The 14675-nt window shown below is 53.9% G+C and carries 14 protein-coding genes; 4 read left to right on the top strand and 10 right to left on the bottom strand.

Annotation, left to right across the window (positions count from 1 at the left end):
* Positions 1-56 precede the first annotated feature (56 nt).
* The 3 genes from ACE41H_RS17930 to ACE41H_RS17920 all read right to left on the bottom strand — a co-directional run bounded on the left by ACE41H_RS17930 (position 57) and on the right by ACE41H_RS17920 (position 2722).
* Complete coding sequence (locus ACE41H_RS17930; RefSeq protein WP_375356886.1) at positions 57-1595, bottom strand: sensor histidine kinase; 1539 nt, start codon at positions 1593-1595, stop codon at positions 57-59.
* The gene (locus tag ACE41H_RS17925; RefSeq protein ID WP_375356885.1) at positions 1592-2275 is read right to left on the bottom strand and encodes a response regulator transcription factor; all 684 of its coding nucleotides are present in this window, start codon (positions 2273-2275) and stop codon (positions 1592-1594) included. The genes ACE41H_RS17930 and ACE41H_RS17925 overlap by 4 nt, the downstream gene beginning before the upstream one ends.
* Positions 2276-2353: 78 nt before the next feature.
* Positions 2354-2722 carry a DUF1304 domain-containing protein gene (locus ACE41H_RS17920; protein ID WP_375356884.1) on the bottom strand — a complete coding sequence of 123 codons (369 nt, stop codon included), beginning with the start codon at positions 2720-2722 and terminating at the stop codon, positions 2354-2356.
* Positions 2723-2873: 151 nt separating this feature from the next.
* On the opposite strand from ACE41H_RS17920, the gene ACE41H_RS17915 reads away from it, so the two are divergent.
* Complete coding sequence (locus tag ACE41H_RS17915) at positions 2874-3368, top strand: RNA polymerase sigma factor (protein ID WP_375356883.1); 495 nt, start codon at positions 2874-2876, stop codon at positions 3366-3368.
* A complete protein-coding gene (locus ACE41H_RS17910; RefSeq protein ID WP_375356881.1) occupies positions 3365-4348 on the top strand; it encodes a hypothetical protein in 984 nt (327 codons plus the stop codon). Before ACE41H_RS17915 ends, ACE41H_RS17910 begins: the two co-directional genes overlap by 4 nt.
* 128 nt (positions 4349-4476) lie before the next feature.
* Here ACE41H_RS17910 and ACE41H_RS17905 read toward each other — a convergent pair whose 3' ends face one another.
* From ACE41H_RS17905 to ACE41H_RS17890, 4 genes are all read right to left on the bottom strand, one after another.
* Positions 4477-4794 (bottom strand): type II toxin-antitoxin system RelE/ParE family toxin, encoded by a 318-nt coding sequence (locus ACE41H_RS17905; RefSeq protein WP_375356880.1) that lies wholly within the window; start codon positions 4792-4794, stop codon positions 4477-4479.
* Positions 4772-5065 (bottom strand): type II toxin-antitoxin system Phd/YefM family antitoxin, encoded by a 294-nt coding sequence (locus ACE41H_RS17900; protein ID WP_375356879.1) that lies wholly within the window; start codon positions 5063-5065, stop codon positions 4772-4774. The genes ACE41H_RS17905 and ACE41H_RS17900 overlap by 23 nt, the downstream gene beginning before the upstream one ends.
* Before the next feature lie 295 nt (positions 5066-5360).
* Entirely contained in the window at positions 5361-5660 is a 300-nt protein-coding gene (locus tag ACE41H_RS17895) for a putative quinol monooxygenase (RefSeq protein ID WP_375356877.1), read from the bottom strand.
* A gap of 139 nt (positions 5661-5799) precedes the next feature.
* Positions 5800-6810, bottom strand: a complete 1011-nt coding sequence (locus ACE41H_RS17890; RefSeq protein ID WP_375356875.1) for an NADP-dependent oxidoreductase — start codon at positions 6808-6810, stop codon at positions 5800-5802.
* Between the two features lie 121 nt (positions 6811-6931).
* On the opposite strand from ACE41H_RS17890, the gene ACE41H_RS17885 reads away from it, so the two are divergent.
* Together ACE41H_RS17885 and ACE41H_RS17880 are read left to right on the top strand one after the other, a co-directional pair.
* On the top strand, positions 6932-7513 hold the full coding sequence (locus tag ACE41H_RS17885) for a TetR/AcrR family transcriptional regulator (RefSeq protein WP_375356874.1): 582 nt from the start codon (positions 6932-6934) through the stop codon (positions 7511-7513).
* Positions 7514-7527: 14 nt separating this feature from the next.
* Positions 7528-7692, top strand: a complete 165-nt coding sequence (locus ACE41H_RS17880) for a hypothetical protein (protein WP_375356873.1) — start codon at positions 7528-7530, stop codon at positions 7690-7692.
* Positions 7693-7714: 22 nt separating this feature from the next.
* Here the strand turns inward: ACE41H_RS17880 and ACE41H_RS17875 are convergent, their stop codons facing one another.
* The 3 genes from ACE41H_RS17875 to ACE41H_RS17865 form a co-directional block, all read right to left on the bottom strand.
* Positions 7715-9244, bottom strand: a complete 1530-nt coding sequence (locus tag ACE41H_RS17875; RefSeq protein ID WP_375356872.1) for an InlB B-repeat-containing protein — start codon at positions 9242-9244, stop codon at positions 7715-7717.
* 94 nt (positions 9245-9338) lie between these two features.
* Positions 9339-12701, bottom strand: coding sequence for an S-layer homology domain-containing protein (locus ACE41H_RS17870; protein WP_375356871.1), 3363 nt, complete (start codon positions 12699-12701; stop codon positions 9339-9341).
* A 4-nt stretch (positions 12702-12705) separates the two neighbouring features.
* Positions 12706-14496: an InlB B-repeat-containing protein gene (locus ACE41H_RS17865; protein ID WP_375356870.1), complete on the bottom strand. Its 1791-nt coding sequence runs from the start codon at positions 14494-14496 to the stop codon at positions 12706-12708.
* Positions 14497-14675: the final 179 nt, after the last annotated feature.

The raw sequence follows: 14675 nt of genomic DNA, 5'->3' as shown, positions 1-14675 counted from the left end.
CGGAGTCCATTCAGAACCATTACGGGAACCCGGAAACTTGTAAATTCAATCAGACCTTATTCCAAGTCTGGACCATTACCAGAGAAAATAGTCTCTGGGAGTTCCGGCCGCTGCAGGGGCAGTGTAATGACAAACACCGAGCCTTCCGGCCCCGAAGCAGTAAGCTCAACCGTTCCGCCCTGCTTCTCCGCCAGGCCCTTCACAAGCGACAAGCCGAGTCCAGTCCCGCCGTGGGCTCTGGAGCGGTCGCCGCTGACGGTATAAAAAGGATCGAAGATTTTAGCCCTCGCCTCCTCCGGAATACCGATGCCGGTATCCCGGACTGTGATGTTCATCCAGCCTTGTCCATCCCGATCCCGCACCGCCTCGTTGGATAACAGCACCTTCCCGCCCGGCTTGTTATATTTAATCGCATTATCCAGCAGATTCAGCACCATATGCATAAGATTTTCCGGATCGGCCCATACGGAGCCTCCCTCCAGCATCGTGACGAGCTCGATCCCATACCTCTCCGCCTTCGCCTGCAGGCGAGCCGCCGCCTCCTGAAGCAGCGGCAGCAGGCTGACGGATGTCGCATGCGTCTCGAACTCATATACGTCCATGGAGGAGAGCTTCAGCGCCTTCTCCACGAGCCCGTACAGCCGCTCCGCCTCCTTGCCGATTTGCTTGCCCGCCTCATCCAGGAGCACGGGGTCATCCCGGTACATGTCCAGCAAGTCGGCATAAGCGAGAATAGAGGTTAGTGGCGTTTTGAGCTCATGGCTGATATTGCCGATAAACTGCTTCTGCTGCTGCTCCAGCTCCTGCAGGCGGGCAACAGCCTCCAGCAGCTTGCTTTTTTCTTCCGTCAACTGGGTAAGAGACGAGGAGATTCTCCCGCTCATCTCATAAATGCCCTGCGCCAGCTCGCCCAGCTCATCAGCCCGGCGCACAATAGGTTCGGAGAGATACTCCCCTTCCCCGATGCGCTGGGCAGCCTGGTTCAGCCTGCCGATAACATGGGCCTGCCGCCATACATAGAGGAAGCCGAGCAGGAAACCCGCCGCCAGCACCAACACGCCGGCAACCCAAAACAAGCGCTGTATCCGTGCGTAAAAAGCATGCTGCTCAGCAAGCGAAACGTGAAGCTGAATCGTGCCCACCTGCTGATCATCGGCATTGTAAAGTGGCGCCAAATACAGCAGCCGGTCCCCTTCCGTAATATAGGCCGATTGCCCTTGTGCCGTATGGGTGAGCGCATCCTTCACGCCCGCCTTCGGCTGAAACGGCAGCGAGGTGCCCGCAAGCGTGCCGTCCGGCTTATACAGTGTGACGGGCAGACCACTTTGCGCACCAAGATCGACGGCGAGCCGCTGGCCGCTTCGCTCCATGAAATCGTCCGGGGAAAGCGAACCGCTCGTCATCGCCTCCTGGCGAATCCTTAAATTGGCAGCCTCTGCCTCCCGCGCCAGCGTTTGCTCCAGCCGGTCGCGTTGATCGTCCCGGATGCCGGCAAGCACGAGGAAGCTGAGCACTGCGATCACGGCCGCCAGCAGTAGTGCCAGCAACACGGCGGCCTTCCACTTGAGGCCAAACCGCCAGGTCCGCCGTCTCATGACTGCGACTCCGTGCTTTTATAGCCGATGCCGTACACGGTTTGAATCACGTTTTGCCATTTGCCCAGCTTCTTGCGCAGCCGCTGTACATGGATATCCACCGTTCGTGTCCCGCCGACAAAGTCCATGTCCCACACCTGCTCAAGCAGTGACTCCCGCGAGAAGACCCGTTCCGGGTTCCGCGCGAACAGTGCCAGCAAATCAAACTCCTTGGGCGTCAAATCAATCACGGAGCCCTCCGCGTGAACCGTACGGTTCGGCAGATTGATCGACAAACCGGCAAGCTGAATCAGCTCCTGCGCCTCTACGGACGTGTGGGGTCTGCGGCGGGACAAGGCTTTGACCCGGGCGATGATTTCCCGCATGTCAAACGGCTTCGTCATGTAATCGTCCGCTCCCAGCTCCAGGCCCAGCACCTTGTCAACGATATCGTTCTTGACCGTCAACAGCAAAATCGCCGGCCTCTGCGGCCGCCCTTCCAGCTTGCGGCACACGTCGTAACCGCTCATACGCGGCATCATCACATCAAGCACCATGACCTCCGGCTTGAACGTATCAACACGGTCCAGCGCTTCCTGCCCGTCCGCCGCCGTCTCTACAATATAACCCTCTCGCCTCAGCGCATAAGCCACCGCGCCGGAAATGCTCGCTTCATCATCCACTACAAGTACCTTTGTCATGCAAAGACTCCTTTGTCCGTTACCCCATCTCCAAGAATGAACTTCTCCCTCTTCATTTTCCAAGTAAAAACACTGTCATTACGATACGTTAATAAGCACAAATATAAACGCTATACATGCCGGGAGACCTTGTGTAATCAGGATGGACTTCTTCGCCGTCAGACTGCCGTAAATCGCAGCCACAAGAACACAAACAAGAAAGAAAATCTGAATTTGCAGACCAAACCCGCCATTAGGATGTACAAGCCCCCATACCAGGCCTGCCGCTAAAAAACCGTTGTACAGCCCCTGATTCGCAGCCAAGGCTTTCGTCTCTTCCGCAAACTGCCGTGTTGTTCCAAACACCCTCCTGCCTCTCGATCTCGTCCACAAGAACATCTCCAAGATCAGGATATAAATATGTTCAATGGCAACAATGGCGACAAGTATAGCGCTAATCCAGGCCATCAGGCTTCCACTTCCTCTACATTAAAGGTATCTGCAGCTTACTCGTAATTACTATCATAACCATTTTACAGGAAATTACCAATGCTCTAAAACAAAATGTGACCGATTGCCGTCCATAACTGTGTTATCGGTAAAGGAGGCAGAAACAACCATGCAGCGATCCATGACCCGGCCGGGAAATCATGTGATGAAGAGCTATGAAACTTACGCCAGCATGCTGTTCCGGATTGCCATGGTTCATCTGGGCAGCCGCGAGGATGCGGAAGAAGCCATTCAAGATACCTTCATCAAACTAATGGAAAAAGCACCTGAGTTCAAGGATGCCGAGCATCAAAAAGCCTGGTTGATCCGGGTGATCACCAATCATTGCAAAACTATGCTGGGCAGGGGCTGGCGCAAGCGGGAGATCAAGCTGGAGGGGGCTGAGCCGGTTACGGTTGACGCTTCTGAGGATTGGGAGCTGCTTCAGCTTGTAATGGCACTGCCTGTCAAGTATAAGACGGTTATTCATCTGTATTATTACGAAGACTACCGCATCCAGGAGATCAGCAAAATCTTGCGCATCAGCGAGTCTGCGGTGAAGATGAGACTCCAACGGGGACGACAGCTGCTAAAACTGAATCTGAAAGGAGCAGAACCGCAATGAATGAAGAGCAATTCCGGATAAAATATAAGAAAGCGGTGGATACGACGATGACAACAAATGAAGCGATGAAACAACGAATGGAAGACAAATTGCACAAGGTGCAGCAAGAACGGAAGCGTCCACGCAGGACGGTCTATATCGCTGCCAGTATCGTACTCGCTGCCGGTATCGGTGTGGCTGCGTCCAGCTTCTGGAAGCAAGGGGGCACTCCGACATCACCGGGCACCGAGGTAGCCAAGGTGACCCCGAACACACCTGCCGCAAGCTCACCCGACAGTGTCGTCATTCCCAAGCTGGAGCTGCCGGATAAGAACTCCGGTGTCAAAACGAGTATGGTCCCCCTGGTCGTCTATCAAGGCAATATCTATACCCAGGCGGCAACCCGCATCGACGCAGCCGATGCTACTGCACTGCGCGGCGACAAGCTCGGACGGACAACAGGAGGCATTGATGAACTGAGTGGAAATGACAAGTACACCGAGCTTGCCTCCAACATCGGCGAAACGGACATCTATGCCGTAAAGGGATATGATTCGGATTTCCGCATCATGTCCTACACCGAGATCGACGGCCAAGTCTATGCCGAGCTGTTCGAGCATACCAACGGCATTACCGTAAGCAGCGGAGCCGACCTGCTCGGTAAGCTGCATCTGGAAGGCCGAATCGCCTCGGCCGAGTGGGAAAGCTTCGAAAGCTGGAACAACGGTCAGCAGCAATATGAACCGCTGGCCAACGACGAGTCGCTCGCTGGTTTCTTGGCATCCCTTCAGGATGCCAAACCGTTGGCGGCTGACCCGCTGATCGATCAAGGCATTTACGATGACGAAAACCGCAAGGTCATCTACCTGAAGCTTGAGGACCATACGCGAGTAGAACTGACGCTGTTCGGTAAAGGGCTGGTGCGCTATGGCAATGACCCGGTATTTTTCGAGGTCGAGTCCGGTGCGTTCCAGGCGCTTTGGAAGAGTATGACTCCGTAGTGGTCTTTTGAAGCGATTCGTCAGGCTAGTAAATACCAAAGGAAGGGGAACAAATACTGTCCCCTCCCTTTCTATTTGTTACTGAAGACGCCAATTCGTTCAACGCCCACTTCCGATTTATAGAGTTGCTATCGTACCAACCAGCGATAATCTTGTCTGCAATCTACAATGTGATCCACATACACCATCTCATCCTGTATCTGATACAACACCAGATACCACTTCTCCACAAACATCTTGTGGTACTTGTTTGGAGGTATAAACTCTGCATCCAGAAAAGGATAGCGTTCCGGCATCCGTGTCAATGAGCGCATCGTCTGAAGCAATTCGTTTTTCGTGTTGCGTGCAGCTTCAGGGCTCTTCTCGGCAAGAAAGCGTATATGACTCGCCAGCATTTGACGGGCTCGATCGGAAACGACTACCTTATAATGAGGTGCTTTTTCCATGCTCAGCCTCATCAATAATGCTATCCAAATACGTATCCAATTCGTCCAGCGTTACGCCAGCGCGTCCCGCTATGCGATCCTCTTGAACAGCCAGCAATTCTTCACGCAGCTTCAGCATCTTCTCACGGCGGGAGAATGCTTCCAGGTCCATCACGACAAGATCTCCTTCACCGTTCTTGGTCAAGTAAACCGGCTCCCCGGAAGTTTTACATAAATCAGCGATTTCATTATAGTTTTGCCGAATACTGGCTGACGGCTTAATTATCATCATGCCCAACCCCTTGCATAGACATATTTTAATCTTATTATAACCATTTTGTGCTATGCATTCAATGTACTTCAGTGTTCCCAGGTTGGGTTTATATTTTCGGATAAATAGTCTTTTAGAGTAATCGGCAAATTCACTGCTGGAAGAAGGCCGATGCTGAGCAGCCCTAATCTCTTTTACCAAGGGCAAATAGGGCTACTGCTCGCGATTGGATAACAAGAGCTGAATGAAGGGAGACCTTCACGTTCTGCTCTGTGAGAGACTGGGGGGGAAAATCCCCCCGGTCTACTCGACTTCTTTACTCCATGAACGAGCGTTCGTTCGAGGCATCGTATTTTAGAACGTCGATTTCCATCCTGTTTCCCCACTTCTGTAAAAACGGCGACGTCTTTTCTCTTTCAAGATGGGCCGTCAGTGATTCTTGATCTTGCCACCGCTCGACGATCAGCATGCGTCCGGCGCGCGCATCTTCCCAGGCAACGGCATAAAAGAGGCACCCCTTTTCAGCTCTCGTGCTGGAAGCAACGGCCTGAACATCTGCAGTGAACTCATTCACATCAGACGGATTCAGGTGAAGGTAACCTAAGAGTACAATCATTTTTATTCATCCTTTTTTGTTTGATTAAATTGGCAAACTTATCAAAGCTCATTCGCAGTCCGCGCTCGTCGGCTCGTGGAACGCCGCAAGGTCTTGCGGCGTTCCACGAGGACTGCGATGATCATTCAAGCTGTCATCCTCACACGACCGTGAGCACGATCTTGCCTTGGATATGCCCATGGGCGGCTCGTTCGTGCGCCTTGCGAGCATCGGCAAGTGGAAACGTGCTGTCGATGGCGACACGAACCGTCCCGGCATCAAGCAAGCGCCCGAATTCCGCCAGCTGCAGGCCGTTCGAGCGTACCTGGGTCAGCGAGACCGTGACGCCCAGCTTCGCGGCCTCCTCGGCGTCGGAGAAGCCTAAGAACACCGGGAACAAAGCGCCGCCACGCTTGAGCGTACGCAAGAAACGACCGGTGCTGGGACCGCCGAGGGTATCGAGGACGAGATCAACGTCATGCACGACGTCCTCGGGAGAGCTTTTGGTGTAGTCGATGAATTCGTCGGCACCGAGCTCGCGCAGGAACGACTCATGCTTGCCTGATGCCACCGCGATGACGTGCGCACCCTTCCATTTGGCCAGTTGCACGGCTAAGTGCCCCACGCCGCCCGCGGCACCATTGACGAGCACCGTCTTGCCGCCCAGCGGCACCGGGCGATGCGACTCCGGTTGAAACGGATTCGGTTCATTGTGCCCCAGCTCAATCAGGTACTGCCAGCCGGTGAGACCTGCCATCGGCGCCCCTGCGGCTTGTACGTGATCGATGCCAGCCGGCTTGAGTGCAAGGTCTGACGCTGGCGCGGCAACGTACTCGGCATAAGCAGCGCTCTCCCCCATGCTAGGAAAGCGAACCATGCCGAACACTTCATCGCCGATGGAGAAGCCCTGCACATCCGTGGCTACCGCCTCGACGACGCCCGACACGTCCGACCCCAGAATGAAGGGAAAGGACACCGCTGGCTGCCACTCAGGAGGAAGATCCTTATACCCGGCGCGCAGGTACCAGTCAGGGGGATTGATGCCAACCGCGTGCACGCGGACAAGCACCTCACCCGGTTTCAGTTCGGGAAGCGGTGCCTCCTCGTAACGCAGTACCTCAGGGCCGCCAAATTCGTGCTGCCGAATCGCCTTCATTGTGTTTGTAGACATATATCGTTTTCTCCTTTCACGCAGATGTGTTATTATAACTAGAGCAGTGCTCCACATAAATGGACCACCGTTCCGTTTATAACTATACGGAGCATCGCTCCGTTTGTCAAGGAGGAAACATATGAGAGCCGATGCGAAGAAAAACTATGATCACATCCTCGCAGTCGCGAGCGTCGTTGTAACCGAACACGGCACCGATGCATCGCTGCGCGAAATCGCTCGCAGGGCTGGTGTCGGGCTCGGCACACTGTATCGTCATTTCCCGACGAGAGAGGCTCTGCTCGAGGCTTTGCTCCGCGCAAGCTTCGACGAGTTTACGACAAAGGCACGTGAGCTCGAAACTGCGAATTCACCCGCTGATGCACTTGTGTCGTGGTTACGCGACGTCGTTGCATTCACGGGTAACTATCAAGGTGTCGTGGACGTGATGATGGAAGCCAAGGAAGACCCGGAGTCCGCACTCCACGCTTCATGCATCACAATGCGCACGGCAGGCACGCGACTTCTCACTCGCGCTCAGGCCGAGGGTCTGGCGCGTACCGATATGGATGGCGATGACCTGTTCTCGCTAGCTGCTGCGCTTGCCTGGCTCAGCAACCAGCCCTCGTCCGCACCACGAGCTGAATATCTCTTCAGTATTATCGCGGGCGCGATTTTGACGAATCGAGCGAGCAGCGATTTCAGGGCGCAACCGCTACCCTAGAGCAGGTCACACGCGTGGCGAAGGTCGGCATCGGCACTCTCTACCGTCACTTCCCGATGCGCGACACACGGATCGAGACGGCATATCGACAGGAGACCGATGCGCTGATGGATGCGGGCACACAACTGATAATGGAGCAAGAGCCGCTGGCGTGCTCCTGCTCCTCATATCGGATGTGACCTGTCCTCTCCTTTGAACCGCTTATCCCTTTCCAGTGAACATTGCCAAAATCGCCTGCACATCTGCTTCATTCACGACTCCGTCACTATTGACGTCCGCCGCCTCCAGCTCCGCTGGTCCAAATTCGAATCCAATATCCTCGCCCCTCAGATACTTCTTCAGCAAAAGCGCATCCGCCGGGGACACACCATCCTTGCCGTTGATATCTCCCTTGACGATCTGACTGTAGTACGCCGTATAGGTGGTCGCCTCCATAACAACGGTTGCTCTTAGCTTTTCGCTGCTCAGCAGCGTCACACCTCCGTCGCTGCTCCAGCCCGTGAAGTGGTAGCCGCTATCCGGCGTGACATTCGGCACCGCGGTCGGGAAGCCGCCGACCTCCACCATCTCGCTATCAACGCTAATCGTTCCGTGATCGCCAGACACATAGCTCACCTTTACCTCAGGGGTGCTGACAACTACTTCATAAAGGCCATTATTACCGCCGACAAGCAGCTTTCCGTTGCCATATTCCATTGCGCCAAAATAAGTAGAAGTATTCTCACTGTCTGCGACAACGAGGGTTGACCAGGTTGCCCCGTCATCAGATGACATAAGCACCGTTCCATCCATACGCAAACTATACACATTATTATTTTCATCAACAGCTACAGCACGATAATTGCTGCCAGAGGGCAACAGTCGGGTTACCGTAGTCCCTTTCAACTTCCATACACCATCTCCCCCGGAAATATAAGTTGTTCCTCCAACCTGCACAAGGTCGGATATGGCTGACGCGGAATCCAGCACCAGCTTTTTCCATGCATTTCCTCCATCCGTGCTGTAAACCACATTTCCTTCATCATCAGCTAATATGAATCTCTTGTTAACACCATCATAGACTGCATTTTCAAAACGAGAGCCATTGGTGATATTTCTGCTGCTGGTCCATACCTTCTCCTCAATTCCATTGGAAGAGGAAGACTGTTGGTAAATAACATTGTCGTTACCGACCCCTATCACATAATGGCTTCCGTCGGTAGCAATGGGCCCCAGCAGCAAGTTACCAGTGGGAAAAGAGGACCGTGTCCAACTAGAGCTGCTATTAGATGTATTGTTCATGTAGCCCAAAAATGAAGAATTGGTGTAATTCAGCATATCACCAGTCTGAGTATAACCTGTCGCATAGACTCTGCCACCAATGAAGGAGAGTGAGTGCAAGTCGAATGTTGTACTTGAACCAAAGGTATCTGGGCTAATAATTTTAGTCCATGTTTTTAGATCCGTCGATTGGTGCGCAAGGTTTCTTCCAAACAACTGCGACTTGTAATAAAAGGTTCCATCATTGTAATAGAGCTTCATTGCAGTACCAAAACCGCCTCTGAGCGGCTTGTATTTATACTGCAGCGACGCTGTTGAATTATCTGCCTGCACCTCAATCTTGGGAGATAAAAAGCTATTGAGCACGATCGAGATCAGTGCCAGATATAGAGTGAATCTTCCTGCTTTTTTGAGCATAATTCTCTTCATTCTCCTCTCTGGAATTTGAAAGCAATACACGCCTTTGGGCATGTGTATGAATCCCCCTCTTTGCGAAAACAACACAGGGACGAATAACGCCCCTGTGTACATCATCTTTTTGAGACAGCTTGAGTCAACCTCCTGGTCAAATCAGCCCGGATTGCTGCAGCAGCCTTTGAATAATCGCCGCTACCTCTGCACGGGTCATGTGCTGCTTTGGCGCCAGTGCAGCAGCGCTGCGGCCGGATACGATGCCAGCCTGCACGCTGTCCGCTACCCCGCTTTGCGCCCATGCGGCTACCTCTGACGCATCCTGGAAGGAGCGGAGTACAGCGGCCGCAGATGCAGCCGGCTGCTTGTCCTTCAGTCCGGTCGTCTTCATCGCTTGGGCGAGCATCACCATCGCCTGCTCGCGTGTAATCTTGTCATTCGGACGGAAGGTTCCGTCTTCATAGCCGCCAATCAACTGGTAGGCATGAGCCGTGTTGACCGCCTGGCTGTACCAAGCCGATGACTTCACGTCCAGGAAGGCGGACTCTCCTTGCTCCGGTGCCAGCCCCAATCCCCGCACCAGGATGGCGGCGAACTCCGCACGAGTGATGTCGCGGTCCGGGCTGAACTGGCCGCTGCCCGTTCCTTCAATGACCATCCGCGACCCCATGTCGTTCACAGCCGCCTTCGACCAATGAGCCGACACATCCTGGAACGCTGCCGGATGCCATACTACGGCATACGTGCTATTCGTCAGGCTGTTGATTTGCGCGTAGTAGGTCTCGCCAAGCTTCACGACCTTGGTCGGTACATGTCGAACAGCTCCGCCCGGGTCAACCACGACACCCGTCGTAATCTTGTTCGGATCAACTCCGCCCGGCAGCACAATGCTGCGCTCCACATAGGCGTTGAACTTCAACACTTCAACCGTGGTATCTCCGTATACGGCGCTGATCGTAAAATCAAGCGGCGGCACGGCAAGGGTGAACGAGCCATTCGCAGCTGCTCTCTCCACCACCTGGAGCGTATCCGTTGTCGCTGCGGCAATCTCGATGCGCACCTTGATATCTTCCAGAGCGACCGATTTGCCCACCTTGTCCGCGATCGCATCAATTTGAATTTGCTGTGCAGGGAGCCTATATGTCGCTTGGTCTGTCTTGAGCTCCACAACCGCTTGCTTGCTCTCCATGCTTTTCACCATTTGCCCGTTCAATTCGCCAATGACCACATCGGATGCTCCGCTGACCGGAATCGTGACCACAGCGCCTTGACCTTCGGCCGCCAGCTTCTCCTCCAGCTTTTGCTGGTCCACATAAATAGTGATCACCTTCTGGCTGCCTCGCTCGCTTGTGGCAGACGTCCCCGCCTGTTCAACCTTGCCGTTCACCAGAATGTTCACACCGCTGGTGGTCTGAGGTGTCGTAGCCATTGTGGTTGAAGACGTACCGCCGCCACCGCCTGAACTGCTGCCGTTGCTTCCACTGCTGTTACCGCCACTGCCGCCGCTGGAAGAGGCTCTTGGCACAACGGCGTTGGAGGCGGCAGAGGCAGCGCTGGCACCTATCGCATTGATCGCCTTCACAGTAAAGGTGTAGCTTGTACCGTTGCTCAATCCCGTCACGACGATCGGGCTGGACGTTCCCGTCGCTACCACGCCTCCCGGCTCAGCCGTCACCTCATACCCGGTAATCGCGCTGCCGCCATGATCACCTGGCGCTGTGAAGCTGACCGTAGCCCGTCCGTTCCCCGCAACGGCTGTCACATTCACAGGCGCTCCCGGAACGGTCGCAGGAACTGCGGTGTCTGGCGTTGCGCTGGCTTGCTTCGAGGCATCACTCAAGCCTAGTGAATTACCCGCCTTCACGATAAAGTAGTAGGTCGTACCATTGGTCAGACCTTGCACGCGATAGGTCGAATCCGTCACACTGGCAATGTTGGAATCACTGAAGGAACCTGCATTTGTGGACATATAGATGTTGTAATAGGTCGCTCCCGTTACCGTGTTCCAGCTCAAGTCCACCCGCCCGTCTCCTCCGTTTGCTGTCAGCCCTTGAGGAGCATTAGGCACACCAGGCTCGCCTGGATCAGGAAGCGTCGGCAGGACCACTAATGTCGCTGTGCCTTGCTTGCTGGTATCCGCCGTTGAGGCGGCTGTAATGGTATACACTCCCGGAGCCGCATCTGTTGCCACGGTGACATAGCCTGTATTGTCTATGGATACCTTGCCGCTCGTGTCGCTGATGGACCAGGTCACCGTCTCAGCCGCACCCCCTGATGCATCGACCACAGCTGTGAACTGCTCGCTCCCTCCGGGTTGCACATGAATATTGGGAGGACTTACGCTGACACTGTGGACGACCGTTCCCGAGCTGACCGTAACCTTCCATGGTGTAAGAGCCTTGTCCATCTCAACTGCAGACGGATCTGTTACGGAGAAATGATTCAAGTCAGCCGTCTGTACGGTCAGCTCCTTGTCTCCCGTTGTCGCTCCGCTCTTGATGAGGAAGGTCACCGTGAACAGCTTGTCACCCGCCGCAACCGGCGTATCTCCTCCGTCGCTATCCGCCCAGGCCGTCCTCAGCCAGCCTGCTGTATTATTGTAGTTGGAGTCGAAATAATCGCCCGCTTCACCCGCGATATCCGTCACTTCCAGCGCTGCGGGGTCAAAATCAATCTGCATTCCGTAGGAGCCGATGTCATCCGTCGCGCTGGCTGCCATGACCGGCACCTGTACCGTCGCTCCCGAAGCCCCTGGCACGCTGCCGATGCTGATTACTGCGGCATGCCGCTGCCACTGGGCATATAGCGTCGTATCGGCCGTGACCACTGTTGAAGAGAAGTCCCATGCAGCAGTCCCTGCCGGGTCCATGTACCAGCCCGCGAAGCGGTAGCCCGCTCTCTTCGGCGCAGGCGGCTCGCTAATTGCAGTTCCGCTGGTCAAGCCACCAACGCTTGCCACCGCACTTCCGCCTTGCGAGTCGAAGGTCACGGTATACTGCGAAGCCTTGACGGTAATCGTGCCATCTATGCCGTAGGAGGGGGCTGCAGTTTCCTCTCCCTCATAGAGCTCATGCTGAACGACACTCACTGTTGAATTTCCAGGCTGTGCGCTAGTCTTGATTTTGAAGTGGAGCGTAGCTACCTTGGTTTTTTCAGATACATATGAATACGGAATGATCGCATTCAAATTGACGGTTCCCGCAGTGCCTGTATCTATGGTGTAGCTATCCTGATCCGTTACATTTAAATCCTTCGCCGCTGACACCAGCTCCAGGACCTGTGCATCATAGCTGAGTGAAATATTGTATTTATAAATCAAGATATCAGGTGTGACATACACCGCCACACTCGCCGTCTCCCCCGGATAACCCTCCGCAGCCGTCACCTCTACTGAATCCACAGGTGAGGTATCGGCCTGGACAACCGGACTGATCGACAGCACCATACTGACCACCAGCAATATTGACATCAGTCTTCTCCAGGCGGCTGCTTGCTTCTTCATCGCATATTTATACATTTTCTCATCCCTTTCCCGTGACCATTGCTAAAATTGCCCTGACATCATTTTGATCCAGAACACCATCGCCATTGATATCCGCCGCCTCCAGTTCAGCCGGCCCGAATCCACCGCTGCCATCCTTCAGATAGCTCAACAGCAGCAGCGCGTCCGCTGAAGTCACGCCACCTTCGCCGTTAATATCTCCCTTGACAATGCGGGCAAAATACGCCGTATACGTGATCGGCCCGGTAATGACGGTAGTCGTTAGCTTGTCGCTCTTCAGCAGCGTCACGCCCCCATCGCTGCTCCAGCCTGTGAAGCGGTAGCCGCTGTCCGGCGTAACGCTTGGCACCGCAGCCGGGTGACCGCCAATCGCAACTGTCTCGCTCACTGCGCTGATCTTTCCGTGTTCACCTGGCGCATAGCTCACCACCACGTTCAATGATGTCCACTTCGCATACAGCGTGACATTGGAATTCCCGATCGTGAAGGTGTCTCCTCCCATATAATCCGTCCCGCTGCCATCTGCGGCAGTATTCCAGCCGGCAAAGGCATAGCCGGGTCTCTCCAGATTCCCTGTATTGCCCGCTACCGTCACGTTGGCCTGATCATCATACCCATTGCTGTCCACGGGCACGCTGCCGGCGGATGCGCCATTGCCGTCGTAGGACACCGTGCTGGCTTTGGCAAATTTCATCACCGTTATTTTTTGATCATATACACTATCCTGATAAGCAAGGTAAGGAGTACCCTGATCTATCGCAAGCGAGGTGTTGTTGATCAGCCCTGCTGAAAACCCCGCATTGCCCACCAATTCCCATACGCCGTCCTTGTTATATTTCATCACAGTAGCTTTTGCAGAATTGGCATTGTCACGGAAAGCCACAAAAGGCGTGCCACCCTCATCAAAAGCCAGCGATGTGTAATAAGCAAAGCCGGGTGTAAAGCCCTCATTCCCTACAGGAGCCCAGCCATCCGGCTCATGATATGTAATGACGGTTGCCTTGAGTCCATGATTTTTGTCCCCATAAGCGAGGTAAGGCTGGCCATTATACACTGCAAATGAAGGCAGGTCATTGCCATTGTTGTTAAAATTCGCTGATCCTAATTGCTTCCAGTTCGTGGTTTCCGTATATTTCATCACGACAGTCTTGTAGCCGTTAAAATTAAATTGATAGGCGAGAAAGGGAATGCCATTAGCCACCTCCAGATATATATCCGAAGGGCTGTCTTGAGCGTATATGGTGCTGCCCACGAACTTCCAATTGCCATCAGCCTGATCAAGCTTCATGACGAACACCTTGAAATTGTTTGTAAAAGCGATATAAGGCGTGCCGTTCTGATCTATTGCCAGCGCAGGAGAATAGCCCATTGGCGGTAAGGAATCCGGATTCCCGACAGGTGTCCACCCGTTCCCCTCGCTATACATCATGACGGTTGCCCTGCCATCATGTGCCGAATCAGGATAGACAATATAGGGCACCCCGTTACGAACCAGGATCGGGGTAGTGTAGGCGATCTGCTGTGTGAGCCCGGTGTCGTCAAGTGACTTCCAGCCATCCGTATTCGTGTACTTCATGACATTTAATCTGCTGTTGTTGGTTGAATCCTGAAAAGTTGCATAGACCGTACCATTCTCTACCGCCAGCTTGAGGTAATTCATGTATCCGTTTGAGATGCCCGGGTTGCCCACCGTCGTCCATTTCCCAGACGCTGCATAGGCGCGGTCAGCCTTCCATGTCTGGAATCCAGACATGTAGCCAAGCATCAGCACACAAACGAATAGAATTTTTAAGTTTGTTCTTCTGTTCATTCCTCTCTTCCTTCCTTCTGTTGATCCATGGAAGTATAAGTCACATTCAATCTCCTCTCGCTCCTCCGAATCTGCAATTTTCACAGCTTTTAATACTTTAGTCCCATGTCCTACAACCTAGAATAAAAAATCACACCTTAAAAAAACCTTAAAAATCGACATACCTCTACAGCAGCAAG

The organism is Paenibacillus enshidis, assembly GCF_042136365.1.
GTDB classification, from domain to species: domain Bacteria; phylum Bacillota; class Bacilli; order Paenibacillales; family Paenibacillaceae; genus Paenibacillus; species Paenibacillus enshidis.
The sequence above is the reverse complement of the archived record's forward strand: the minus strand, read 5'-3'. Positions and strand labels throughout refer to the sequence as shown.

What these genes read in the sequence shown, in the direction of transcription:
- ACE41H_RS17930 (WP_375356886.1), bottom strand. Translation starts at nt 1,595, where the DNA reads ATGAGACGGCGGACCTGGCGGTTTGGCCTCAAGTGGAAGGCCGCCGTG.
- ACE41H_RS17925 (WP_375356885.1), bottom strand. Translation starts at nt 2,275, where the DNA reads ATGACAAAGGTACTTGTAGTGGATGATGAAGCGAGCATTTCCGGCGCG.
- ACE41H_RS17920 (WP_375356884.1), bottom strand. Translation starts at nt 2,722, where the DNA reads ATGGCCTGGATTAGCGCTATACTTGTCGCCATTGTTGCCATTGAACAT.
- ACE41H_RS17915 (WP_375356883.1), top strand. Translation starts at nt 2,874, where the DNA reads ATGCAGCGATCCATGACCCGGCCGGGAAATCATGTGATGAAGAGCTAT.
- ACE41H_RS17910 (WP_375356881.1), top strand. Translation starts at nt 3,365, where the DNA reads ATGAATGAAGAGCAATTCCGGATAAAATATAAGAAAGCGGTGGATACG.
- ACE41H_RS17905 (WP_375356880.1), bottom strand. Translation starts at nt 4,794, where the DNA reads ATGGAAAAAGCACCTCATTATAAGGTAGTCGTTTCCGATCGAGCCCGT.
- ACE41H_RS17900 (WP_375356879.1), bottom strand. Translation starts at nt 5,065, where the DNA reads ATGATGATAATTAAGCCGTCAGCCAGTATTCGGCAAAACTATAATGAA.
- ACE41H_RS17895 (WP_375356877.1), bottom strand. Translation starts at nt 5,660, where the DNA reads ATGATTGTACTCTTAGGTTACCTTCACCTGAATCCGTCTGATGTGAAT.
- ACE41H_RS17890 (WP_375356875.1), bottom strand. Translation starts at nt 6,810, where the DNA reads ATGTCTACAAACACAATGAAGGCGATTCGGCAGCACGAATTTGGCGGC.
- ACE41H_RS17885 (WP_375356874.1), top strand. Translation starts at nt 6,932, where the DNA reads ATGAGAGCCGATGCGAAGAAAAACTATGATCACATCCTCGCAGTCGCG.
- ACE41H_RS17875 (WP_375356872.1), bottom strand. Translation starts at nt 9,244, where the DNA reads ATGCCCAAAGGCGTGTATTGCTTTCAAATTCCAGAGAGGAGAATGAAG.
- ACE41H_RS17870 (WP_375356871.1), bottom strand. Translation starts at nt 12,701, where the DNA reads ATGTATAAATATGCGATGAAGAAGCAAGCAGCCGCCTGGAGAAGACTG.
- ACE41H_RS17865 (WP_375356870.1), bottom strand. Translation starts at nt 14,496, where the DNA reads ATGAACAGAAGAACAAACTTAAAAATTCTATTCGTTTGTGTGCTGATG.